Origin of the sequence: Mycobacterium sp. (assembly GCF_032162605.1) — a bacterium.
In the GTDB taxonomy this organism is placed as follows: domain Bacteria; phylum Actinomycetota; class Actinomycetes; order Mycobacteriales; family Mycobacteriaceae; genus Mycobacterium.
On sequence record NZ_JAVROT010000601.1, the window covers coordinates 1 to 24,121 of the forward strand.

Below are 24,121 nucleotides of genomic sequence, written 5' to 3' on the forward strand. Positions count from 1 at the left end.
AGATCGCCGAGGATCATCGCTGCGTGCGGGCCGGGGCCGATGCCCGCCAGCTCGACGACTCTCAGTCCGTGCAGTGGTCCAGCCATCGTTGTTGCCCTCCACCAGTTCGACCCATTTGACCGCCGACAAAGCTTACTTGTATAACCAAGTCGATGGACTGCGGGCCTCGGCTCGCCTGACAAGAGGCGGCCATGATCAACTCCGAGACGTACACCGGCATCGACGATCTCACCGTAACCCTGAGCGACGGCGTCCTTGCGGTGACTCTGAACCGGCCTGACAGCCTCAATTCGCTGACCGCGGAGATGTTCACGACGATCTCCGCCGTCATGGAGCGCGCGGCGACCGACCTCGCGGTCAGGGTCGTCCGCCTCGGCGGCGCGGGTCGCGGCTTCAGCTCCGGGGCGGGCATCGGCGAGGCCGATCACGCCAACCCCGGCGCCGGCGGCACCCCGGAGAACGTGCTGCACGCGGCGAACCGGGCCGTGCGGTCGATCGTGGCGCTCCCAAAGCCGGTCGTCTCGGTCGTGCAGGGCCCGGCCGCCGGTGTCGGCGTTTCGCTGGCGATCGCGGCGGACATCGTCCTTGCTTCGGAGAAGGCCTACTTCCTGTTGGCGTTCACCAAGATTGGGCTCATGCCCGACGGTGGGGCGTCCGCATTGGTGGCTGCGTCCATCGGCCGGACCAGGGCGATGCGCATGGCCCTGTTGGCCGAACGCCTGTCCGCCGTGGACGCATTGGCGGCAGGTCTGGTGAGCGCGGTGTACCCGGCCGGCGATCTCGAAGCCGCGGTGAACGGGGTGATCGAGACGCTGAAGTCGGGCCCGGCCATTGCGCTGCGCAAGACCAAGCACGCCATCAACTCCGCGACGCTGACCGAACTCGATGATGCTTTGGACCGCGAGACCGACGGCCAGCTCGCCCTGCTGTCGTCGCACGACTTCCGCGAGGGCACCAAGGCGTTTCAACAACGACGGCCCGCTACGTTCACCGACGACTGACGGCGGGATTGGCCCCACGCGTTGAGGTAGCGGTCCCAGCGAGAAAGTGCGAGTAGACGTCGCAGTCAGTGCTACCTCAACGGTGCCACTGAGCCGAAAATCGTTCGACTCGGAGGGGGTCGGTCGGTCACCATGATTGCGTGAGCACACAATTCGACTTCCAGCATCCGGTGCAGGTCACCGGGGGCTGGCGCGTGCTCGCACCGTTCCGATTCCGCGAGTACCGGTTGTTGATCGGCGCCTTGTCGATCTCGATCTTCGCCGAGGGCATGTGGGCCGTCGTGATGGCGATGCAGGTCATCGCGCTCGACGACGACCCGGCGTCGCTGTCCCTCGTGGCAACGTGCCTCGGCGCCGGGCTCGTCGGCTTCGTCCTCGTCGGCGGCATCACCGCCGACCGGATCAATCAGCGCAGCATCATCATCGCCGTGGAGACCGTCAACGTCACCGTGGTGTCGACCGTCGCCCTCTTGAGTTCCATTGGGATACTGCGTATCTGGCACATGGCGATCGCAGCGGCGGCGCTCGGTATCGCAGCGGCGTTCTTCTTCCCGGCGTACAGCGCCCTGCTGCCGCGAATCCTGCCCGCCGACCAACTGCTGGCGGCCAACGGCGTCGAGGGCATGGTGCGACCGGTCTTCCAACGGGCGGTCGGTCCGGCCGTCGCAGGCGTGCTGGTCGGGCTGACGTTTCCCGCCCTCGGGGCAGTCGTCGTGGCGGTGCTGTTCGGCATCGGCCTCGCGCTGCTCGTCGCCACCCGTCCTGCCGTGAATGCCGCTGCCGCGCAGATGCAACAGGCACGCCCCCACGTCCTGCGCGATCTGCGCGACGGCTGCCGCTTCATGGTGCGCACGCCGTGGCTGCTGTGGACGCTGCTGTTCGCGAGCATGTTCGTGCTGGTGGTGCTCGGCCCCATCGAGGTGCTGCTGCCGTTCATCGCCAAGGACCGCTTCGCCGACGGCGCCCGGACGTACGGCTTCATCCTGGCGTTCTACGGAGTCGGCAGCGCGATCGGTGCGCTTGGAGTGTCGTCGCGCCGGCTGCCGCGACGCTATCTGACGGTCATGATGACCATGTGGGGCCTCGGTTCCCTCCCGCTGGTGGTCGTCGGCTGGACGTCGTCGTTTCCGTTGATGGCAATGGCGACGTTCATCGTCGGCGTGACCGATGGCGCGGCAGGCGTGATCTGGGGGACGCTGCTGCAGCGCCGGGTACCGCCGGCGATGCTGGGTCGCGTGTCGAGCCTGGACTTCTTCGTGTCGCTGGCGTTCATGCCGGTGTCGTTCGCGATCGCCGGTCCGCTCTCCAAGGTGGTGTCGATGGAGACGATCTTCCTGGCGGCGGGCGTCGTGCCGGTGCTGCTGGCGGCAGTGGCGATGGTGGCGGCGCGAATGGCACGCGACGAGATCGCGAACCCATTGCGCTAGAAGGTCAGACGCCGAACAGCGGCGGTAGTGCGAGCACCATGACCAGACCCCAGAAGAAGTGGGTCAGCATGGGTGCGAGCACGCCGCCGGTGATTCGGCGTTCGTAGGCGCAAACCCCACCGAGGACGATGCCGGCGAACCCGAGCATTGGGTTGCCCGCGGCCGACACCGCGAGGGCGTAGACGATCGTCGAGACGATCTCGGGGTGGTACTTGCCCAGCGAGCTGTACAGGGCACCGCGGAAGAACATCTCCTCGGCGAGGCCGTTGACCACGGTGATGAGCACCACCAGCCAGAGTGCGCCGTAGTTGGCGTAATCGAGCACCGCGACGATGTAGTCGCGGACCGGGCCGATCTCGCGGGCCACCACACCGCCGACGATGAACACGCCGCCCAGCAACACGCCGATCGCCGTACCGGTGATGACCGGACGCCGGTTCCTGCCGCGGAACTTCACGCTTCCCATGTGCAGCGGGCCCGACAGGCGGGCGCCAACCGCCCACACCGCTGCCAGCGCCACCGTGAGCAGATAGAACGACGTACTGCCGGGCGTGCGGGTCAGGGACACCCCGAGCAGCGTCGCACCGATGACGAGGACGACGACCACGATGATGCGGCGTCTGCGCACCATCGACGGCGGCTCGTTGTGCGGGACCGCGGGGGTTGCGACGATCGCACCGATCTCCGACAGCAGACCCGTCATGACGCCCCCTTCGGCGCCAGACCGATCAGGGTGTCCAGGCCGGTCCGCCACCATCCGGCTATGGGTCCGGGTACTGCGCCGAGCAGACCCAGCGCCGGACGCGCGTGCGCCGGAGTGACCATTGCGGCGAGCTTGCGCAGCCGCAGGATGTCGCCGCCAGCCCAGTCCGGGTCGGAGTCGGCGAGGTGGTGCGGGTCTGCCAGACGATCGACGGGAAGCTGCTTGCGGCTCGACAGGGACAGTTGGATCGCGTCCCCGACGCTCACCAGTCCGCCCGGCGGGTCTGGTACGAACGGCCGCAGGCCGTCTTTCGAGGTAGTCATCGGAAAGTCAAGTGATTCAACGAGATCCGATGCAAGACCACCGGGGATCGGTACGAACAGCGCGGCCACCTGCGATACCAGTCCCATGTCCACGTCGGGCACGGCCACTCCGGTGCGCCACTTTCCGGACAATCGGGCGTAGGTGAGAAGGAGGTCGCCGTAGGTCGTGGACTCGGGGCCGCGGATGTCGTAGGACCCGGCCGGGACGCGATCGGAATCGGCGGCCGCGATGAGGTAGTAGATCACGTCGCTGATCGAGATCGGATCCAACCCGTTGTGCGCCCACGGCAGCATGGGGATCAGCAGAAAACGGTCGCCCACGTATCTCAGCATCTCGAACGACGTCGACCCCGCGCCGAGGATTATCGCCGCGCCGAGCCACACCACGTCCGGTCCGGCGTCGACGCTCAACGCCTCCGCGACTTCCGCACGACTGGTCAGGTGCTCGGACAACTCGCCGTCGTCTGGCACGAAGCCGCCGAGATAGACGATGCGCTTGACCCCGGCCGTCTTGGCCGCGTGTGCCACGTTGGCCGCCGCGCGGTTGTCCGCCTCGCGGAATCCGGGCTCGCCGATGCCGTGGACGAGGTAGTAGACGACGTCGATGGGACCCGCGACGCCGAACGCGCTGGATGCGGACTCCTCGTCGCCCGCGTCGAGCATCACGGGCGTGACGTCGTCGATCCACCCGAAGTCACCGAGTCGCTCGACGTTGCGGCTGGCCACGACGACGTGGTGTCCCGCTCCGAGCAGCGAGGCGACGAGCCGCGAGCCGACGTAGCCGGTGGCGCCTGTGACGAGGGTGCGCATTGGTTTCACGGTAGGTAGGTACCCGTCCGGAGGGCGGTCAAGCGCCCTGATAGACCTTGCGGTAACTCGACGGCGACATCCCGACGCCTCGGCGAAGGTGATGGCGCAGGTTGCCGCCCGACCCCAGCCCTGCGAGACGGGCCACCTCGTCGACGGGCAGATCGCGGGACTCCAGCAGCTCGCGGGCACGGTCGACCCGACGATTCCGGATCCACGTTCCCGGCGCCTGGCCGGTCTCCTCGCGGAAGCGGCGGTTGAAGGTGCGCGGACTCATGTGCGCATGCCTGGCCAGTCGCGCGACGGTCAGTTCCCGGCCGAGGTGGTGCATCGCCCACTCGCGGGTCGCGCCCGTGGACGAGTCGTCCGCCGTGGGTAGGTGGCGGGCGATGAACTGCGCCTGACCGCCCTCGCGCCACGGCGGCACGACGCAGTACCGTGCCACGGCATTGGCGACCTGCGCGCCGTGGTCGGAGCGAATGACGTGCAGACACAGGTCGATTCCCGCGGCCAGGCCTGCGGAGGTCAGCACGTCGCCGTCGTCGACGAAGAGCACGTTCTCGTCGACCTTCACCCGCGGGTGCAGCCGGCGCAAGTCGTCCGAGAACTTCCAGTGCGTGGTCGCCGGACGCCCGTCGAGCAGGCCCGCCGCGGCCAGCACGAACGCACCCGTGCAGATGGAGACCATTCGGGTGCCAGGGCGGATCGCGGCGAGCGCGGCACTTGCGGCCGGTGTCAGGACGCCGTCGTTGCGCGCCGACGGGAACCGCGTGCCGGGGATCACCACGGTGTCGGCCTCCGCCAACGCCTCCGGCCCCGCCGCGGGCACCATGCCGAAGCCGTTGGTCGTCGGCACCGGCAGATCGTCCAGGCCGCAGACCACCACTTCGTACAGCGGAGTGCCGTCGTCGTCGACGGCTGCGCCGAACAGGGTCGGGGCGATCGCGGCGTCGAAACCCACCACCGGCGGTAGGAGCAGAACCGCGACGCGGTGTGCGGGAGGCATTCCGCCATCTTGGCACGTTTTTGATGAATGGTGGCATTCGTGCCACTGGCGTCGACGGCCCTGCTGACAGCACAGTGTCCGGGTGACGGTTGATGGTGTCCTCCGGGACCGAGACGAGACCACGCGTCGTCCCCGGATGCACTGGGCCTGGGTCGTGGCCGCCGTCAGCTTCGTCGCGATCCTCGGCGCCGCCGGCTTCCGCTCGGTGCCCGGCGTGATGATGAATCCGCTGCATCACGAATTCGGCTGGTCGCACGGCACGGTCGGGTTGGCGATGTCGGTCAACATGACCCTGTTCGGGTTGACGGCGCCATTCGCCGCCGCGCTGATGGACCGCTTCGGCGTGCGACCGGTACTGACGGCCGCGCTGGTCCTCGTCTCGACCGGTTCGGCGCTGTCGGTGACGATGACCACCAGCTGGCAGCTGATCCTGCTGTGGGGCGTGCTGGTGGGGGTCGGCACGGGGTCGATCTCCATGGGCTTCGTGGCCACGATCGCGACCCGCTGGTTCGAGGAACGGCGCGGCCTCGTCACCGGTGTCCTCACGGCGGCGAGCGCGACGGGGCAGCTGATCTTCCTGCCGGTCATCGCCGAGGTGACCACCCGCCACGGTTGGCGGTGGGCGTCGCTCATCGTCGCCGCCGCGGCGCTCAGCGTGATCCCGCTGGTGCTGATCTTCATGCGGAACTACCCGCAGGACCGGGGCCTGAACGCTTTCGGGGCGAGCGAAGCGACGGGGAAAGCCGGAGGGGCGAGCGAAGCGACGGGGAAAGACGCCGGCGCCATCACCACCGCCGCTGCCGTGGACCCTGCGGGAACGTTCCGCGCAGCGTTCGACGGCTTGCTGATCGGTGCGCGGGTACCAACGTTCTGGCTGCTCGCGGGTAGCTTCGCGATCTGCGGGATGACGACCAACGGTCTCATCGGCACCCACTTCATTCCGGCTGCCAACGACCACGGCATGCCCACGACCGTGGCCGCCGGGCTACTCGCGACGATCGGCATCCTCGACGTCGCGGGGACGGTGTTCTCGGGATGGCTAACCGACCGCGTCGACCCTCGCCTGCTGCTCGTCGTCTACTACACGGGCAGGGGGATCTCGCTGCTGCTCCTGCCGTCACTGCTCTCGCCGCAGGCCGAGCCCAGCACCTGGGTGTTCGTCATCTTCTACGGGTTGGACTGGGTGGCCACCGTGCCGCCGACCATCGTGCTGTGTCGGAGCTACTTCGGCGCCCGCACGCCGGTGGTTTTCGGCTGGGTCTTCGCCTCGCACCAACTCGGCGCGGCGGTCGCCGCCGCAGGTGCTGGCTGGCTGCGCGACCTGCAGGGCAACTACGACCTGGCCTTCTACCTGGCTTCGGGGCTGTGCGGCATTGCCGCGCTACTTTGCCTGAACGTGCGAAAAGCCCAGCTCAACCCTCCTTTAGTGCCTTACGGGCACGATCTTGACTTTGCCGATTCGTGATCGGAGCAATTACGCTTCCCCAGGCGTCGCCACGAGAGTCGGGCTCTGGGCGGCGCGATCAATACGTTGAGGAGCCGAAAGTGAAGACTCGCACCAGTCGAGCCATAGGAGTTTCCGCCGCGATCGCTGCGATCGCCGCGTCGTTGCCGTTGGCGATCACCGCCCAGGCCGACCCGGAACCGACAACGGTCGCGGTGAAGCCGCCACCGGACCCACAGGGTAACTGCGATCCGCTGCGCAGCGAGCTGGCCCCCAGCGGTGCCACGACGGCCAGCCTGGCCACGCTGCCCGTTGGGCAGGCGCTCGCCAAGATCCCGTCGCTGAGCACCTTCACCTCGGCGATCAACGGCGGCCTCAACCCCGCCGTCAACATCGTCCCCGTTCTCGAGAACGGTCCGTACGTGGTGTTCGCGCCGAACAACGACGCGTTCGCCAAGCTGGATCCCGCCGAGCTCGAGACGCTGAAGACCAATCCCGACGCGCTGAGCAAGCTGGACTACTACCACGTGTTCCTCGGCCTTCTCGGCCCCGGTGACGTGGCGGGTCAGCGCCCCACCCAGCAGGGCAACGAGATCAAGGTCACCGGCAAGGACGGCGACATCAAGGTCAACGACACCACCAAGGTGATCTGCGGTGGCATCCAGGCCAGCAACGCCAGGATCTACATCATCGATTCGGTGCTGAACCCCGACTCACCACCGGAGGCGGTCACTCCGTCGGCGGCCACCAACACTGGCAAGCCGACCACCACGACGAGCACGACGTCCGCCGAGCCGGCTGCAGAGGCGCCGATCGGCTGACCCCCTCCTCACGTGATTTCGGCGCGCTCAGCCGCGGTGAGCGCGGGTGAGCGCGCCGAAATCGCTGGTGGGACAGGGGCTAGAGCCCGAGGTCGCGGCCGATGATCTCCTTCATGATCTCGGTGGTGCCACCGAAGATCGTCTGGATGCGGACGTCCACGTAGTCGCGAGCGACCTTGTACTCGTTCATGTAGCCGTACCCACCGTGAAGCTGCACGCAGGCGTCGACGACCCGTTTGTTGAGTTCGGTGCACCACCACTTGGCCTTGGACGCCTGCACGGCGGTCAGCTCGCCGTCGACGACGGCGAGCAGGCACCGGTCGATGTACTGCTCCCCGATCTCGAGTTCGGTGTCGAGCTCGGCCATCACGAAGCGGTTGTGCTGGAAGCTGCCGATCGACTGCCCAAAGGCCTTGCGGTCCTTGACGTACTGCAGCGTGTCACCGAACGTCGCGCGGGCACCGGCGATCGCCGCGATCGCGATCGAGAGCCGCTCCGAGGGCAGGTTGGTCATCAGGTGGTAGAAACCCTTGCCCTCCTCCCCCAACAGGTTTGCCCCTGGCACGCGAACGTTCTCGAAGTGCAGCTCGGCGGTGTCGGCGAAGTGCAGGCCCATCTTGTCGAGCTTGCGGCCACGGGTGAAACCCTCCATGCCGCGCTCGACCACCAACAGTGAGAAGCCCTTGTGACCGGTGTCCGGGTTGGTGCGGGCCACGACGACGACCAGGTCAGAGTTGATGCCCGCGGAGATGAATGTCTTGGAGCCGTTGAGGATCCAGTCGTCCCCGTCCCGGACGGCCGAGGTCTTGATCCCCGCCAGGTCGCTGCCCGCACCGGGCTCGGTCATCGCTACCGCGCCGATCAGCTCGCCGGTGATGTAACCGGGCAGCCACCGTTCCTGCTGTTCCTCGGTGGCCAGGTTCGCGAAGTACGGGCCGACGACGTCGTTCTGCAGGCTCAGGCCCGGCGTCGCGGCACCGAACTTCGAGAACTCTTCGACGATGACCGCGTTGAACCGGAAGTCGTCGACGCCGCCGCCGCCGAACTTCTCCGGCAGGTTGAACCCGATAAGTCCGTATTTTCCTGCGGCGACGTAGGATTCGCGATCGACGAGGCGTTCGCGCTCCCACTTCTCGACGTGCGGAGCGCACTCCTTCTCCAGGAACTGGCGCGCCGTCTCCCGCAGCTGCTCGTGCTCGTCTTCGAAAACCAGTCGCTTCATCTGTCTTCCTTCCCCTTCGCCTACTTGGCTTTCCAGACGGGCCGGCGCTTCTGCGCGAAGGCCAGCGGTCCTTCCTTGGCGTCCTCGGAGCGCAGCACCGCGCCCATCTCTCTCATCGTCCTGGCCCAGCCGACTTCATCGCCGCTGATCACGCCGTCGTCGACGCCCGCGGCCACGCGCTTGCTCGCCCACACCGCCAGCGGGGCGTTGACGGTGATGCGCTCGGCGAGTGCCAACGCGGCCTCCACCACGGTGTCGTCGGGCACCACCTGGTTGATCAGCCCCCACTTCAGCGCGTCGGCCGACGTCATCGGCTCGCCCGTGAAGATCAGCTCCATAGCCAACTTGCGGGGCAACTGGTCGACGATGCGGAACACTCCCCCGGCCGCTGCGATCAGCCCGCGTTTGACCTCTGGCAGGCCGAACTTCGTGCGCTCCTCGGCGATGACGAGGTCGCTCGCCAGCGCCAGTTCCGTGCCGCCGCCCAACGCCGTGCCGTTGACCGCCGCGATGGTGGGCTTGTCGATGAAGTGCTGCACGTAGCCGGCGAACCCCCACTCCCCATGCTCAGGGTGATAGAGGTTCTCCCGTCGCGAGATAGCCTTGAGATCGGCTCCCGCACAGAAGGATTGGCCCGCACCCGTGATGACGACCGCGCGCACCTCCGGGTCGTGCTGGGCTTCGTGCAGCGCGTCCCCGACACCAATGCTCACGGCGGCGTTGACGGCATTGCGCGCTTCGGGCCGGTTGAGGGTGATGAGCAGGACGTTGCCCCGCCGCTCGGTGAGAGCGGCGGGGGCAGCCGTCTGGGAATCTGCTGTCACGTTCGACGACGACGTAGGAGGAGTCGGACCATCGGTCACAGCAGTTCGAGGATGGTGGCGTTGGCTTGGCCGCCGCCCTCGCACATGGCCTGCAGGCCGAACTGAATGTTGTTGTCCCGCATGTGATAGAGCATCGTCGTCATGATCCGGGCGCCCGAGCCGCCGAGCGGGTGACCCAGCGCGATGGCCCCACCGTTCGGGTTCAGCTTCTTCTCGTCGGCGCCGATGTCCTTGAGCCAGGCCAGCGGCACGGGCGCGAACGCCTCGTTGACCTCGAAGACCCCGATGTCGGCAAGCCGCAGGCCGGAGCGCTTCAGCGCCTTCTGGGTGGCCGGGATCGGCGCGGTGAGCATTATTACGGGATCGGCACCCGCCAGCACCGCGGTGTGCACCTTGGCGAGCGGCTTGAGGCTCAACGACTTCGCCTTCTCAGCCGACGTGAACAGCAGTGCCGCCGAGCCGTCGGAGATCTGCGACGCGTTGCCCGCGTGGATGACGCCGTCCTCCTTGAAGGCGGGCTTGATGGTAGCCATCTTCTCGATGGTGCCGCCGCGACGGATGCCCTCGTCCTTAAGTACTACATTGCCGTCCTGATCCTTGATGCCCACGATCTGGTCGTCGAAGGCGCCCGAATCCTGCGCGGCGGCAGCCTTTTCGTGCGAGCTGAGCGAGTACTGGTCGAGCGCGGTGCGGTCGAATCCCCACTGATCGGCGATCATCTCGGCGCCGGTGCCCTGGTTCGGAGTCTGGGTGTAGCGGGCGCGGAAGGCCTCCGGGTAGGGGTGGCCGCCGTTGGCCAGCGACGCACCCATCGGGGTGCGCGACATCGACTCGACACCACCGGCGACGACGACGTCGTAGTGACCCGCCACCACGCCCGCGGCGGCGAAGTGCACGGACTGCTGGCTCGACCCGCACTGGCGATCCACGGTCACGCCGGGCACGGTGTCGGGCCAGCCCGCGGTGAGAACCGCGGTGCGCGCGATGTCGAGCGCCTGCTCGCCTGCCTGCATGACACAGCCCCAGATCACGTCGTCGACGAGCGCGGGGTCGACACCCGCACGCTCGACCAGTCCGTTGAGCACCTGGGCCGAGAGCTCGCCTGGATGGACGCCGGACAGACCGCCGTTGCGCTTGCCGACGGGCGATCGGACTGCCTCGACGATGACGGCTTCAACCATGGGACTTCTCCTTTGAAGTGGGGGTACCTGGTGTTGTAGACGAATGGTAGTTAGCACCGAACGTAGAACAGAAGGTTTACTAGGTCAACCTACTGGTTGGTAGATCACAGTCGTTTCCAGCGGCTCCGCCGAACCACATGTTTTACTGAGTTGTACAACCGGCCGGACACAATCCCCTCTCGCTACGCTCCGCCCGCCGTGCCGGCCCAGACCAGTTCGGGAGACCCGTTGGCACGCAACATGCCCTTGGCGCCCATGATCGGGCCCGACGCCGTCGCGCAGCGCGGGGGCACCCAGATCCGCTCACCCAAGACCGCGGAGCTGGTCGCCGGAACACTACGTCGGATGGTGGTCGACGGCCAGCTCACCGACGGCGACTTCCTGCCCAACGAGGCCGAGCTGATGGCGCACTTCGGCGTGAGCCGTCCGACGTTGCGCGAAGCGGTGCGGGTGCTCGAGTCCGAACGGCTGGTCGAGGTGCGACGCGGTTCGCGCACCGGCGCTCGGGTCCGCGTGCCCGGGCCGGAGATCGTGGCACGCCCCGCCGGTCTGCTGCTCGAACTCTCCGGCGCGACGATCGCCGACGTCCTGGTCGCGCGGTCCGGCATCGAGCCGATGGCCGTCCGATTGCTCGCGGAGTCGGCTTCGCCCGAGGCGCTCGACGAGCTGGAGTCCATGCTGGCCGAGGAGATCCCGGCGGGCTGGCAGTCGGGCCGGTTGGCCGAGGCGACCGGCGAGTTCCACCGCAGGATGGTGGAGATGTCGGGCAACGCGACGCTGACGATCATCGGGGGCATGTTGCACGAGATCACCGTGCGGCACACGGCGTTCGCCATCAAGGAGCACCGCCCGGTGACAAAGGCGGACTACGACAAGCTGACCCGCTCTTACCGTCGACTGATCGCGCTCCTGCGCGCCGGGGACGGCGCCGCCGCCGAGGCGCACTGGCGCAAGCACCTCGACACCACGCGCGACCTGTTGCTGAAGGGACTGGAAACCGTCAAGGTCCGCGACGTCATGCAGTAGTGGCGGCCGACCACGTCACGCGAACGGGAACGGTGTCGTCCCACGGCTGGCGCGTCACCATGTCGGCGACCCTGACGACGCCGCGCTCGAACTCACCAGTCGCCGCGTCGACGAGTCGATACTCCTGCTGTTGCTTGTGGATCGGCTGCGCGTCCAGCATGACCACGCGCACCTCACCGGGCTCGAACCGGCATCGCCCGTGCAGGGCGGCGACCAACTGCTCGTTGGACATGTGGCCGTCGCCGAAGTTCCAGCCGATCGCCGTGCTGACGATCCGCTCGCCATCGGTCAACGTGTAGTCGTCCTCGTTGCGGTCGGCCATCGCCCGGTGCGCAAGGGTGAACATCGCCCGGCCGTGAGTGTTGAAGGCGCGGAACGCATATCCCATGTACTGATACATCTGGGCGGTCTCGGCGCTGCCGTAGAACTTCTCCAACTGTGCGGCGGGCATGCTCGCGATCGCCACTATGCCATCGGCGATCTTCTGCTCGGCCGACGGCGTGAGACACCACAGCGAGGTGTCCCAGTTGCCTGCGTAGTACCGCATGCCGGGCAGAAAGGACACCTTGCGCGGGAACAGGTTGCCCAGTGCCACGGTCCCGGCGACGACGACGAACAGCACTATCGGCCACGGGCTCGCCACGTCGCCGAGGCCGACGCCGGCGTGCCCGACGAACAGCGCCAGCACGCTGAACATCATGAACACGTTCCACTCCAGCGGCACCCCCATCGGGATCGACGAGAGGATGCCGAAGTGGAAGCACAGCATGACGAACGCGGCGATCACCGTCGGCCAACCGCCGTGGGAGGAGAACAACACCAACGGGACCAGTCCCTCGATCGCGGTGCTGAAGTGCGCGACGTAGCGGGACAGTCGGCCCGGACGCAGGTCGTCGGGGAAGTGTTCGAAGAATCTTCGCTTGATCCACCGCGGGCGGAACACCGGATTGTTGCTCATCATCGTCGAGATGACGAACGGGAAGTGCTTGTTGAGCTTTGACGTCGCGGCGCCGACCCAGATGACCAGGCAGACAAGCTTGGCGGCGATGATCATGTCCACGCCGCTGAACAGGAAGCACACCGCCAACGCGGCGTACACCTCGCCGCGGGCGGCCAGGAAGATGACCTTGTCGCGTAGGCCTGCCACCGCGAGGACGCCAAGGATGGTCGCGGTCTGCCAGACCGGCAGCACGCCCACCTTCGAGCCGAGTTCCGGGATGGGCCCGCTGCCATTGGAAAACAGGGCGAAGAGTAACGCCACCAGCAGCGCCGCATAGAGCATCACGTCGAACGGGCTGCGCGAGTCGCCCCTGGTCAGAGGTATCCGGTTCGGCCACGGTGGGAGTCGAATCGTCTTGGGCCGCAACCAGTACAGGATCGAGCCCATCGGCGGGAAGAATCGGTTGTTGAGCGGCCCGAAGCCGCAGCCGAGCCCGACGACCTCGAACAGCATCGTGTAGAGGACGACCTTCTGGTAAACGATCGGTTCGGCGTACCAGGACGCCACGTCGGTGAAGCCGTCGATGCCGTTGGTCGTCAGCACGATCAGCCACGCGACGAGGACGTACAGCAGGATCTTCACCACGTAGAAGAGGTGCAGCACGACCGGCGTGCCGAAGCCGACCTCGGCCCAGTGCCGGGCCATCGGGACGATCTTCTCGGCGCGGGTGCCCTTGTTCCACTCCTCGTAGTCGACGACGGGTGCGTCCTGCTTCAGAAACCCCATGGCGGCCAGACTAGAACGTGTTCTAACCGCGCGGAATCAGTTCGCCTTTCTCACCGCGAGCAGACACAAGTGTGCCGCGGGCACGCGTGTCGCAGCACATTTGCGACTGCTCGCCGCAGAACTAAGCAGCAGACGGGCGGTAGAAGACGACCAGCTGACCAATGCCGCCTGCCAGGCCGAGCACGACGGCGATCAGCAGACCGCACCAGCCGTGCAGGTAGTCGTACACGGCCGAGTTGCCGAACAGCGCGTAGTCCAGGCTGAACCTGCCCGCGCCGGTCCCTGCGACCGCAACTGCCGCGACCGCGAGGATGAGGTTGTACTCCCAGCCCTCCTTGACGATGAAGAAGCCGTTGTGCCGGTGGACGGTCCATGCGGCGACGAACATCAGCGCCACGAAGCCCGCGGCGGGGATCGGCGTCAACAACCCGACCGCCAGCCCGAGACCTGCCGCCATCTCGGTCGTCGCCGCGACCCTGGCGTGGAAGATGCCCGGCTTCATCCCCATGCTGTCGAACCAGCCGGCGGTACCAGCGATGCCACCGTTGCCGAAGAACTTGTTGTAACCGTGGGAGGCCATGGTCAGGCCGAGCACCACGCGTAGCAGCAGGAGCGCAAAATCGTAGGCAGTCACGCAACAGAATGTAGGGCATGTGTTAAGCCAATGCCCAGCCACACACCCGGCGGACGTCCGTCCATCCTCGTATAGTTTGGACTCGTGAGTCCAGTAGTGGTGATTTGAAAATGCCCATGCAAGTCCAGAAATTGACTCCGAAGGGCGTCGCGACGCGCCAGCGGATCATCGACGGCGCCGCCGCGGAGATTCGCGTCAACGGCGCTTTGGCCACCACGCTCGAAGATGTGATGACGCACACCGGAACCTCGAAGAGCCAGCTCTTTCACTACTTTCCACACGGCAAGGAGCAGTTGTTGCTCGCCGTCGCCGAGCAGGAAGCGGCGCGCGTCATCAGCGATCAGCAGCCATACCTGAGCGGCCTGACCTCGTGGGCGGCGTGGCAGCGGTGGCGCGACGTGGTCGTGGAGCGCTACCGACGGCAGGGCCAGCAGTGCCCGCTGTCGACCGTGATGTCGGAGATCGGCCGCACGCCGGGGGCGCAGGCGGTGGCCTCGACCTTGCTCGAACGATGGCGCGCCGAAATCGAGAACGGCGTGCTTGCGATGCAAAGGCAGGAGAAGATCGCCGCCACCGTCAACCCGTCCCGGGCCGCCGCGGCTCTGCTCGCCGGCATCCAGGGTGGAGTTCTGGTCCTGATGAGCACCGGCGACCTCAGCTACCTCGAAGCCGCGCTCGACGTCGGCATCGCCGCGCTGCGGGCTTAGGGCGACTCGGAGCCCAGGGCAGCTTCCAATCGCGCCACGTAGGCGTCCATCCCGTTCGGACCCCCCAGCGCCGACTCGGCGGCGTGCACGCCGACCGCAACGGTGTCCCCGACACCCACCACGACGTGCGTCAGACCCATCATCGGCGACAGTCCGGCGAAGGCCGCGGCCATCGTGACGGGCGCGCCACCGAACGCGAAGTCCGCGGCGCCGCAGTTCACGCTCGAGACCACCGTGTTGCCCGTCACCGCGGTGGGACGGACGTCGGGGTCGAAACGGTCCATCCCCCAACGCAACAGCGGAGCTGGCGTCGCGGCGAAGGCCAGGTCCGCCGCCCGCATGGCCTGGTGTCCGGCCCGCAGGCGCCGCGCGGCGAGGTCGTCGGCGATACGGGTGACGCGCGCGGCGGCCGCCAGCTCCGGATGCAGGCCGACGCCGACGTTGCCGAAGTGGTTGTACGCCAAGCGCGGTGGCGGTTTGGCCATCGGGACTTCGGCGCCGAGCGCCGATGGATCGTCGCCGAGGTCGCGCAACTGACCGGCGAGCGCCACCGACACCGCTGACAGGACCGCGACCGTCACCGTCGACCGGTGCAGTTCCGACCGTCGCCTGACCAGGGTGCGCAGGCTGCGGGACCCCGACGGTCTCGTGTTCGTACGGAGCAACGGCCGCAGCTCCGCCTGAGCCGGAACGACCTCCGACTCGACGTCGGCGAGGAACCGGCGGTGAGCCCGCGCGGCGCGAAAGCCGGCCAATGGCAAGCTGATCGGACCCGTCGACGGCGGGCTGATGGCGGCCACCTCGCCACCGGCCCTGCCGAACATCAGGGCCGCGTGCGCACAGGTGCGGCCGCCGCCTCCGAGCGCATGCGAAATCTGAAGCACCACCACGGTGCCGGGCCCCTTCGCGCCTGGCACACCGACGACGCCTGCGAACACGTGCAGTCGCCAGGCCGCACCCCCCGCGTCCAGCTGATCGGCGACCAGCGCGCCCACCTCCGAGAGGCAACCCGCCCACGTGGGGTCCTCGAGGTCGTGCACCACGAACTGCGACCGATCAACCTCCCGGCGCACCCACGCCGGATACGTCAAACACCCGTGATCGTCGATGCGCACACCGAGGTCGGAACAGGTGCGAGCCCGGTCCGCGACGTCCTCGAGCGTCCGCTCCAGGTCGGCCGCCACGCCCCCGAAGGCGAACAACAGGAACGTGTCGTTCGGGATCTTGGCGGCCAGCCAGAACGTCTGCGCATCGATCGGCGTCAGTCGCCGTGTGGTCATGTGCCAAGGCTAGGCTGCTTCAGATGCTTCCAACGGCGACTAGCAACGGGGCGGTTCTCGTCACCGGTGCCTCGTCGGGCATCGGTGAGGAGATCGCCCGGGAGTTCTCCCGGCGTGGTCGTCACGTGGTGTTGGTGGCGCGGCGAGCCGACAAGTTGCAGGCGCTCGCCGCATCGCTGGAATCGTCCGCCGACGTGTTGGCCGCTGACCTGTCGGTGGCCGACGAGCGTGCGGCACTCCCGGCCCGGGTCGCCGACCTCGGCCTGGTCGTCGACATCCTGGTCAACAACGCCGGATTGAGCACCTCGGGTCCCATCGCTACGTCGGATCCCGTTGCCGAACTCAACCTCGTCGAGGTCGACGTCGCTGCGGTGGCCGACCTGTGCAGCCGGTTCGTGCCAGGCATGGTCTCGCGCGGCCACGGCGCCGTGCTCAACGTCGCGTCGGTCGGGGCGTTCGGGCCGGTGCCGGGTCAAGCCGCCTACGGCGCGGCCAAGGCGTTCGTGCTGTCCTACACGCAGTCCCTCGGACAGGAGTTGCAGGGCACCGGCGTGGTCGCATCGACTCTGTGCCCGGGGCCGGTGAAGACGGGATTTGGTGCGGCGGCGGGAATTTCGGACTCCGACGCCGAGGCCGCGCTGCCCAAGGCCATGTGGGTCAGCGCCGCCGAGGTCGCCAGAACCGCGGTCGACGGCCTGGCGTCGGGCAAGTCGGTGATCGTTCCCGGCGCCTTCAACAAGGTCGGTGCCGCTGCCTACAAGATCCTGCCGCGCCGATTGTTGCTGCCGATCCTGGCGCGCAGTCACCCTTCTCTGAAGAAGGGCTAGCACCGACGAAGTCGGCGATGGGCGCACCATCTCTTCTGGCCGGTCTTGCTGCCCCGGATGGTCGCCCGGTAGTAGCCGAGCGCCGCTCGCCAGTTCTCGGGGGATCCAATCGCGTCCAGTACCAGTGCGACGTCCTCGGCGGCGTCATAACCGGGCGACCATTGCCGCCACAGCCGCGGCACCACCCACGACGCGGAACGCTCTGGCACTGCGGGCAATTGGAAGTACGTGATGTACCAGCTCCGCAGCAGCTGGCGCGGCAACCGGGCGACCAGGCGTCCCGCGTCGGGCACCTTCCCGCGGATCGTCGCGGCAGGGGGCACCGACATGATGACGGCCTTGGCGAAGGGGCTGTCGGGCATCGCCGCGAGGCCGGTCCCTGCGATCGCACCCCAGTCGTGTCCGATGGGAACGTCGCGACCCGCGGCGCCTACCGCCTCGAGCACGCGCAGTGCGTCGTCCATCAGGGCTCCGACGTGATAGCTGGCATCCGACGACAACGACGACGGTACATATCCACGCATGAATGGCGCGACGACGCGCCAGCCCGCATCCACCAGCAACGCAGCGACCTTGCGCCAGCCATGCGCGCCGTATCGAGGAACCCGCGCAGACACAGGGCGATCGGCGCATCGTCGGGACCCCAGAACAGCGCCCTAAGCCGTACGTCCGAAGTAGGGACGTCGATCCAGCGCGGCTCGCTCACCGGAATGTGCCTATACGGGTGTGAATTCGGAAATCAGCCATTTGTCGCCGACCTTGTCCAAAGTCACGCTGACACTCGACGCCGTGCTGCTCGGCGCGCCCGTCCCCACCACCACAGTCTGGTTGACGAACACCAGCACCACGGCGTGGCTGGGGTCCGCGGAGACGGAGCCGGCCCTGGGGACCGTTGCCACCGCTGAGATCTGCTGCTGCTTGGCGCCTGGGATCACCACGCCGTTGATCAACGAGGTATACGAGTCGCGGAACTCGCCGGTGAGCAGATTGCGCGCGTCGTTGAGTTGCTGCTCGACCTTGTCGGGCCTGTAGGACAGGATCGCGACGGTGCTGGCCGTGGCCGCCTGAACCGACTGGATACGGGCAGTGCCGTCTTCGCGCACCGAATTGTCCACGTACTTGAGGTAACCCGCGGCCATCGCCAGTATCAGCGCCAGGGCGGGCAGCACCCCGTAGGCCGCGACCCTGGCCCAGTCGACGCCTGCCCGGCGGTTCGTTTCCTCGACCGCACCGGCTTCAACCGCTTCCGATTCATCGGTCTCGTCGGTGGCGTCGGGCTCGTCGACGGCGGTGGTCGCGGAATCAGGCGTTTCGCTCGCGTCATCCACGGCGTTCTCCTCGTCGGAGGTCTTCTGATCGTCGGAATCGCTCACGGCACGAACTCCACGTTGGACACCTTGGCGTCGTCATCGACCTTCTGGACCAATATGCGCATCCGCCAGGAGCGCGGCTGTTGATCGGGCTGCCCGACGATCACCGACTTCACTGTCACCGCGACCAGCACCTCTGCCTCGGTTGGGGTGTCCGACTCCAGTGCGGCGGCCGTCACGTTTCCCAGGGACTTCGACTTGACCTGCTTCACGACGGCGATGAACGAAGGAGCTCGCTGCTGAAAGTCGTCGTAGAACGATCCGGTCGCAGAATCCAGGATGCGTTGGACGTCGGTCTCGATCTGACCGTAGACCAGGGTGGTCAGGTTCACCGCACCTTGGCGCCCTACCTGTAGGAAGAGTTCCCGCTGTTGCTCGAGGTGTCGCGACTGGTTCGCCCGGAACCCCAGCCAGCCAGCCAGGCCGCCGAGTGCCACCACCGCCACCAGGCCCGCGATGAGCGCCAACCGGACATGCGACATTCCCTTGACAGCGACGACGTCATGGTCCCCTACGCCGTCTTCACCTAGACCATCGTCGCCCAGACCATCGTCGCCAAGGTCCTCCCCGGTCGCGTCTACATCGGCTTCGTCGGCCGCGTCGACCTCGACTGCCCCGGATTCCGGCTCGTGCGCGGCTGCCGACTTCTCTGCCTCCTCCAGCTTCTTTGAGGGGGCGGCAGCATCGTCTGCCATGTTTGCTCCTCTGCGGCTTTGCGGGCCAGGTCGACTTGCGTGCACCCACGCCCGTCCGGTCCAAAGTACGTGTTGTTCGCTGCCCCTAGATCAGCGGCCGCGATCGGCGTCGTGGGATCGGGGGTGCAGAGTAGCTTGCGTCGCTGATGGCGGAGTGTCTCCGCACCGATCAGACGCCGGTGACTGCCGCCTCCAGTTCGGCGATCACGATCTTGCGCATGCGGAGCATCGCAGAGGTCGCGGCGGCAGCACGGGCGGGGTCGCGGTCATCGATGAGCTCGTAGAGGCGCTCGGGGACTATCTGCCAGCTGAGCCCGAACCGGTCCTTGAGCCACCCGCACTGCGACTCCTCACCGCCGTCGACGAGACGGTGCCAGTAGTAGTCGACCTCGTCTTGATCAGCGCACTGCACCGTAAACGACACGGCCTCGGTGAATCGATATGACGGGCCGCCGTTGATGCCGATGAAACGGGTGCCATCCAGGACGAACGTGCCCGACACCACCTCGCCCGGCACCCCGGGTCCCGCCTCGGTGTAGCGATTGAACTTCTCGACCGACGAATTCGGGAACACCGACGCGTAGAAAGCGGCGGCTTCCTCGAGATCGTCGTCGAACCACAGTGACGGCGTCATGGACGGCATGGTGCGGGTCTCCTCTCCGGTGCCTCACTCCTACCGACCCGCACCCCATCCGAAAGTCATCGCGGCCGCCGCGAGACCCGGTCGGATGACCGTTTACCGCCTGGGTAACGTGAGGTCGAGGTACCGCCGAGAGGATCACCCGTGAGCACCGCATCGAAGACCGTTGAGTTTCGCGGGATGGACGGCCTCGCACTGGTCGCCGACGAATGGAACCGCGACGCGGAATCCGCCGCCGACAGAGCGACGATCCTGATGCTCCACGGCGGCGGGCAGAACCGGTACTCGTGGAAGAACACCGGGCAGATCCTCGCCGACGCCGGCCTTCACGTCATCGCCCTGGACAGTCGAGGGCACGGCGACAGCGACCGCTCGCCGACGGCCGACTACACGGTGGAGTCGCTCTGCTCCGACACGCTGCAGGTGCTGTACCAGATCGGCAGGCCGGTGACCCTAATCGGCGCGAGCATGGGTGGGTTGACCGGCATCGCGGCCGCCCATGAGGCCGGACCGGAACTGGTCACCCGGCTCGTCCTCGTCGACGTCGTGCCTAGGTTCGAGAAGGACGGCAGCGCCCGTATCCGCGACTTCATGTTCAGCGGTGTCGACGGCTTCGATTCGCTCGAGGAGGCGGCCGACGCGGTCGCCGCATACCTGCCACACCGCACCAAGCCGCGCAGTCCGGAGGGATTGAAGAAGAATCTGCGGTTGCGCGACGGTCGCTGGTATTGGCACTGGGATCCGGCGTTCCTGACCAAGCCCGAGGACGATCCGTTCGCCCGAATGGACAAGCTCGAACAGGCCGCGATCAACCTCCAGATCCCGATCCTGTTGATCCGGGGTAAATTGTCCGACGTGGTGAGCGCCGAAGGGGTGCAGGACTTCCTGACCAAGGTGCCCCGCGCGGAGTTCGTCGAGCTGTCCGAGGCAGGCCATACCGCGGCAGGCGACGACAACGACGCGTTCAGCGAAGTCGTCGTCCAGTTCGTCGGCCGATGAGCGCTCGCGCGAAGAGCAACGAACGCCGATGAGCGCTCACGCGAAGAGCAGATGGCAGAGATGAGCACTGGTTTCAACTTCCTCGATCAGCCGGAGCTGCCCGCTCCCCGGGTGAGCGAAGCCGAGGCGCAGCAGGTGCTGTCGACGCACTACGGCATCAGCGCCAGGGCGGAATCGCTTGGCAGCAACCAGGACAAGAACTTCCTGGTGTTCGCTTCAGGTGATCAACTGCCCGGCGTGCTGAAGATCGCGAACCCGGCGTTCACGGACATCGAGCTCGCCGCGCAGGACGCCGCGGCCGAGGTGATCGCCGAGGCGGAGCCGACCCTGCGGGTCGCGGTGCCGTTGCCCAATCTCGACGGCGAAGTGGCCACGGCGGTAACGGGTCTCCTCGACGGCGTCGCCCACGTCCGGTTGTTGCGTTACCTGCCCGGTGGGACGCTGGTGAGCGCCGGATACCTGTCGCCCACGGTGGTGGCAGGCATGGGCGAGGTCGCCGGACGGGTGAGTCGGGCGCTGGCCGCCTTCACCCATCCGGGTCTGGATCGCGCCCTGCAGTGGGACCTCCGGTTCGGCCTCGGCGTCGTCGCGGCACTCGTCGCGCACGTCGATGATCCTGCGCAACGCAACCTCCTCGAGACAGCGGCGACCGAGGCGTGGTCGCGGATCTCCTCCCTGGCCGACGAGCTTCCTTGCCAGGCCGTACATCTCGACCTGACCGACGCCAACCTGGTCGCAAGTCGCACGGGTGGCGCCGTAACACGACCGGACGGCATCATCGACTTTGGCGACCTGTCGCAAACGTGGGCGGTCTCCGAGCTGGCGATCACGATGTCGTCGGTGCTGGGGCACCCCGGCTCCACTCCCGCGTCGATACTGCCCGGCGTCAAGGCCTTTCACGGGATCCGGCCACTGACGGCACGGGAGGTCGACGCGCTCTGGCCACTGCTGGTGTTGCGCACCGCGGTGCTGATCGTCAGCGGAGCCCAACAGGCGGTCCTCGACCCCGACAACGACTATCTGACCGAGCAGTCCGACGACGAGACGCGCATGTTCGAACAGGCCATCTCGGTGCCCATCGACGTCATGACCGCCGTAATCCGCGCCGCGCTCGGCACGGACGTCACCGCGCCCGCGATCACCGGCGGACCGTTGATCGCCGGGATCGACCCGGCCTCGGTGGTCACCTTGGACCTCTCCGCCACCTCGGAGGTGTTCGACACGGCGTTTCAGGCCGACGACTGGATGCGGACCGGCATTCGGGACGAACTGGCGCACAACGCGATTCGGGACGGCGCGTCGCTCGTCGTGACCCGTTTCGGGGAGGCGGACCTGACCCGCGCGCCCGCGCTCAGCCAGGACTCACCCACGGTAGTCGCCACCGGAGTCTCGATCTGGCCGGCCGCGACCGTCACCTTGACGGCGCCGTGGTGCGGTGAGATCACTCGCTCGGACGGCGAATTCACGCTCCGCGGCGATGATTACGAGCTGACGGTGACCGCTGCCACCGAGCTGTCGGGTGGGCGCGTCGCCCCTGGCGCCGAGCTGGCGACCGTCACCCCGGACGGGTGGACCACCGTGAGCATCCGTCCGGCCGGCGGACCGGTGGCTCCGGCGTGCACCACCGCCGAGCTGGCGCCGGGCTGGCTCGCGTCGTCGCGCGACCCGCGGCCGCTGCTCGGCTTGGCCGCGCTGCCCGACAGCACGCCGCGAAATCTGTTGGCGCGGCGCGACGAAAGCTTCGCCCGGGTCCAGGAGCACTACTACGCCGATCCGCCGCAGATCGAGCGCGGCAAGCGCCACTACCTGATGTCGACTCACGCCCGGGTCTATCTCGACATGGTCAACAACGTGACCGTCCTCGGGCACGCCCACCCGCGGGTGGCGGATACCGCCAACCGGCAGCTGCGCAGGTTGAACACCAACTCCCGATTCAACTACGAGGCCGTCGTCGAGTTCAGTGAGCGGCTGGCCGCCACCCTGCCGGAGCCACTCGACACCGTGTTCCTGGTCAACTCCGGTTCCGAGGCCAGCGATCTGGCGCTGCGATTAGCCACGGCGGTAACCGGCAGGCGTGACGTGCTCGCCGTCCGGGAGGCCTATCACGGCTGGACGTACGCGACCGACGCGGTGTCGACGTCAACGGCCGACAACCCCAACGCGCTGACCACCAGGCCCGACTGGGTACATACGGTGGAGTCGCCCAACAGCTTTCGCGGCACCTATCGCGGTTCCGACGTCGGCCGTTATGCCGACGACGCCGTCGCCAAGGTGGCGGAGCTCGTCGCGGCGGGTCGCGCGCCCGCCGGTTTCATCTGCGAGACCGTGTACGGCAATGCGGGCGGCATGGCGCTGCCCGACGGGTACCTGCAACGGGTGTACGGCGCCGTCCGCGCGGCGGGCGGGCTGGCCGTCGCCGACGAGGTGCAGGTCGGCTATGGCCGACTGGGCAAGTGGTTCTGGGGTTTTCATCAGCAGCAGGTGGTGCCCGACATCGTGTCGATCGCCAAGTCGACCGGCAACGGCTACCCGCTCGGCGCCGTCATCACCAGTCGCGCGATCGCCGAGGCGTTCAGCTCGCAGGGTTATTTCTTCTCGTCGACCGGCGGCAGTCCGCTGTCCTGCGCGATCGGCGTCACCGTGCTCGATGTGCTGCGCGACGAGGACCTGCAGGGCAACGCCGCAAGGGTGGGCGACCATCTCAAGGCCGCGTTGACGGCGTTGCGCGACAAGCACCCGATCATCGGCACAGTGCACGGCATGGGCCTGTACCTCGGCGTCGAGATGATCCGCGATCAGGCCACCTTGGAGCCGGCGCCAGAGGAGACGACGGCGATCTGCGACCGCATGCTCGAACTCGGCGTCGTCATTCAACCGACCGGCGACCACATGAACATCCTGAAGACCAAGCCGCCGCTGTGCCTCGACGTGGAGGGGGCGGACTTCTACGTCGCCACCCTGGATCGGGTCCTCACCGAGGGGTGGTGAGCCCTGCGTCGAACGTGACGCCACTGCGAAGAATCCGTCAAATTTTCGCAGTGACGTCACGTTCGACGTGTCAACTAGCGTCCTGAGAAGATGATCCCTTGGCCGAGTTGGGCTGGTGAGCTCGCCGACGAGCCCTGGCAAGATTCCGTCGATTCTTGGCGCGCACGATGACGGCGACCGCACGCCGACTGGCCTAGCGTCGAGTCCGATGTCTGCGATCCTGCTGAGCGTCCACGTGATTCTGGCCGTGCTGGCTGTCGGCCCAATCGCGTTGGCGGCGAAGGTCTTTCCGCGCTACGCCGGCACGCCCGGCGCCGGACAGGTGCTACACCGGATCTGCGTCACGTACGCCGCGGTGGGAGTGGCGGCTCCCCTGCTCGGTATCGCGACAGCGGTGGCGATGGCGGCGCTGACGCAGGTGTGGGTGCTGGTGTCGATCGCGCTGACCGTGGTGGCGGCCGTCGTACTGA

Annotated in this window: 22 protein-coding genes and 2 pseudogenes; 10 read left to right on the plus strand and 14 right to left on the minus strand. The window is 67.4% G+C overall.

Going from position 1 to position 24,121, the window contains the following annotated elements:
• Positions 1–86: hypothetical protein (locus QOI01_RS34290; protein ID WP_526388436.1), on the minus strand; the 86-nt coding region annotated here is incomplete at its 3' end.
• Positions 87–191: 105 nt separating this feature from the next.
• Here QOI01_RS34290 and QOI01_RS34295 point away from each other — a divergent pair.
• A complete protein-coding gene (locus QOI01_RS34295; protein ID WP_526388402.1) occupies positions 192–1,001 on the plus strand; it encodes an enoyl-CoA hydratase/isomerase family protein in 810 nt (269 codons plus the stop codon).
• A 170-nt stretch (positions 1,002–1,171) separates the two neighbouring features.
• Entirely contained in the window at positions 1,172–2,428 is a 1,257-nt protein-coding gene (tet(V), locus tag QOI01_RS34300) for a tetracycline efflux MFS transporter Tet(V) (protein WP_526388438.1), read from the plus strand.
• A 4-nt stretch (positions 2,429–2,432) separates the two neighbouring features.
• Here tet(V) and QOI01_RS34305 read toward each other — a convergent pair whose 3' ends face one another.
• From QOI01_RS34305 to QOI01_RS34315, 3 genes are read right to left on the minus strand one after another with little or no spacing between them, the layout of a single operon-like run.
• A complete protein-coding gene (locus QOI01_RS34305) occupies positions 2,433–3,131 on the minus strand; it encodes a CPBP family intramembrane glutamic endopeptidase (protein WP_526388404.1) in 699 nt (232 codons plus the stop codon).
• On the minus strand, positions 3,128–4,273 hold the full coding sequence (locus QOI01_RS34310; protein ID WP_526388406.1) for an NAD(P)H-binding protein: 1,146 nt from the start codon (positions 4,271–4,273) through the stop codon (positions 3,128–3,130). Before QOI01_RS34310 ends, QOI01_RS34305 begins: the two co-directional genes overlap by 4 nt.
• Before the next feature lie 28 nt (positions 4,274–4,301).
• Positions 4,302–5,267, minus strand: a complete 966-nt coding sequence (locus QOI01_RS34315) for a GlxA family transcriptional regulator (protein WP_526388408.1) — start codon at positions 5,265–5,267, stop codon at positions 4,302–4,304.
• A gap of 136 nt (positions 5,268–5,403) precedes the next feature.
• Here QOI01_RS34315 and QOI01_RS34320 point away from each other — a divergent pair, with 136 nt between their 5' ends.
• Both QOI01_RS34320 and QOI01_RS34325 read left to right on the plus strand, forming a co-directional pair.
• Complete coding sequence (locus QOI01_RS34320) at positions 5,404–6,732, plus strand: MFS transporter (protein ID WP_526388440.1); 1,329 nt, start codon at positions 5,404–5,406, stop codon at positions 6,730–6,732.
• An 80-nt stretch (positions 6,733–6,812) separates the two neighbouring features.
• A complete protein-coding gene (locus tag QOI01_RS34325; RefSeq protein WP_526388410.1) occupies positions 6,813–7,532 on the plus strand; it encodes a fasciclin domain-containing protein in 720 nt (239 codons plus the stop codon).
• Between the two features lie 79 nt (positions 7,533–7,611).
• Here QOI01_RS34325 and QOI01_RS34330 read toward each other — a convergent pair whose 3' ends face one another.
• From QOI01_RS34330 to QOI01_RS34340, 3 genes are read right to left on the minus strand one after another with little or no spacing between them, the layout of a single operon-like run.
• Complete coding sequence (locus tag QOI01_RS34330) at positions 7,612–8,754, minus strand: acyl-CoA dehydrogenase family protein (RefSeq protein WP_526388412.1); 1,143 nt, start codon at positions 8,752–8,754, stop codon at positions 7,612–7,614.
• Between the two features lie 20 nt (positions 8,755–8,774).
• Positions 8,775–9,578 carry an enoyl-CoA hydratase/isomerase family protein gene (locus QOI01_RS34335; protein WP_526388414.1) on the minus strand — a complete coding sequence of 268 codons (804 nt, stop codon included), beginning with the start codon at positions 9,576–9,578 and terminating at the stop codon, positions 8,775–8,777.
• Positions 9,579–9,613: 35 nt separating this feature from the next.
• Positions 9,614–10,759, minus strand: coding sequence for a thiolase family protein (locus QOI01_RS34340; protein WP_526388416.1), 1,146 nt, complete (start codon positions 10,757–10,759; stop codon positions 9,614–9,616).
• Between the two features lie 228 nt (positions 10,760–10,987).
• Between QOI01_RS34340 and QOI01_RS34345 the strand changes: the two genes are divergently transcribed.
• On the plus strand, positions 10,988–11,785 hold the full coding sequence (locus QOI01_RS34345; RefSeq protein ID WP_526388442.1) for a FadR/GntR family transcriptional regulator: 798 nt from the start codon (positions 10,988–10,990) through the stop codon (positions 11,783–11,785).
• Here QOI01_RS34345 and QOI01_RS34350 read toward each other — a convergent pair.
• Both QOI01_RS34350 and QOI01_RS34355 read right to left on the minus strand, forming a co-directional pair.
• Positions 11,775–13,511 carry a DUF3556 domain-containing protein gene (locus QOI01_RS34350; protein WP_526388418.1) on the minus strand — a complete coding sequence of 579 codons (1,737 nt, stop codon included), beginning with the start codon at positions 13,509–13,511 and terminating at the stop codon, positions 11,775–11,777. The genes QOI01_RS34345 and QOI01_RS34350 overlap by 11 nt on opposite strands.
• A gap of 121 nt (positions 13,512–13,632) precedes the next feature.
• Positions 13,633–14,145: a DoxX family protein gene (locus QOI01_RS34355; RefSeq protein ID WP_526388420.1), complete on the minus strand. Its 513-nt coding sequence runs from the start codon at positions 14,143–14,145 to the stop codon at positions 13,633–13,635.
• A gap of 110 nt (positions 14,146–14,255) precedes the next feature.
• On the opposite strand from QOI01_RS34355, the gene QOI01_RS34360 reads away from it, so the two are divergent.
• Positions 14,256–14,852: a TetR/AcrR family transcriptional regulator gene (locus tag QOI01_RS34360; RefSeq protein WP_526388422.1), complete on the plus strand. Its 597-nt coding sequence runs from the start codon at positions 14,256–14,258 to the stop codon at positions 14,850–14,852.
• Here QOI01_RS34360 and QOI01_RS34365 read toward each other — a convergent pair.
• Positions 14,849–16,132 (minus strand): WS/DGAT domain-containing protein, encoded by a 1,284-nt coding sequence (locus QOI01_RS34365; RefSeq protein ID WP_526388424.1) that lies wholly within the window; start codon positions 16,130–16,132, stop codon positions 14,849–14,851. The genes QOI01_RS34360 and QOI01_RS34365 overlap by 4 nt on opposite strands.
• Before the next feature lie 23 nt (positions 16,133–16,155).
• Between QOI01_RS34365 and QOI01_RS34370 the strand changes: the two genes are divergently transcribed.
• Positions 16,156–16,959, plus strand: a complete 804-nt coding sequence (locus tag QOI01_RS34370) for an SDR family NAD(P)-dependent oxidoreductase (RefSeq protein WP_526388426.1) — start codon at positions 16,156–16,158, stop codon at positions 16,957–16,959.
• Between the two features lie 44 nt (positions 16,960–17,003).
• Here the strand turns inward: QOI01_RS34370 and QOI01_RS34375 are convergent.
• The 4 genes and pseudogenes from QOI01_RS34375 to QOI01_RS34390 form a co-directional block, all read right to left on the minus strand.
• A pseudogene (locus QOI01_RS34375) lies at positions 17,004–17,665 on the minus strand (alpha/beta fold hydrolase); the annotation flags it as partial.
• Between the two features lie 10 nt (positions 17,666–17,675).
• On the minus strand, positions 17,676–18,332 hold the full coding sequence (locus QOI01_RS34380; RefSeq protein WP_526388428.1) for a hypothetical protein: 657 nt from the start codon (positions 18,330–18,332) through the stop codon (positions 17,676–17,678).
• Positions 18,329–19,024, minus strand: a complete 696-nt coding sequence (locus QOI01_RS34385) for an Rv1363c family protein (protein WP_526388430.1) — start codon at positions 19,022–19,024, stop codon at positions 18,329–18,331. The genes QOI01_RS34380 and QOI01_RS34385 overlap by 4 nt, the downstream gene beginning before the upstream one ends.
• 169 nt (positions 19,025–19,193) lie before the next feature.
• Positions 19,194–19,667, minus strand: a complete 474-nt coding sequence (locus QOI01_RS34390; protein ID WP_526388432.1) for a VOC family protein — start codon at positions 19,665–19,667, stop codon at positions 19,194–19,196.
• 177 nt (positions 19,668–19,844) lie between these two features.
• Between QOI01_RS34390 and QOI01_RS34395 the strand changes: the two genes are divergently transcribed.
• From QOI01_RS34395 to QOI01_RS34405, 3 genes and pseudogenes are all read left to right on the plus strand, one after another.
• Complete coding sequence (locus QOI01_RS34395; RefSeq protein ID WP_526388444.1) at positions 19,845–20,663, plus strand: alpha/beta fold hydrolase; 819 nt, start codon at positions 19,845–19,847, stop codon at positions 20,661–20,663.
• 60 nt (positions 20,664–20,723) lie between these two features.
• Positions 20,724–23,651 carry an aminotransferase gene (locus QOI01_RS34400; protein WP_526388434.1) on the plus strand — a complete coding sequence of 976 codons (2,928 nt, stop codon included), beginning with the start codon at positions 20,724–20,726 and terminating at the stop codon, positions 23,649–23,651.
• A 208-nt stretch (positions 23,652–23,859) separates the two neighbouring features.
• Positions 23,860–24,121 (plus strand): annotated as a pseudogene (locus QOI01_RS34405) (hypothetical protein); the annotation flags it as partial.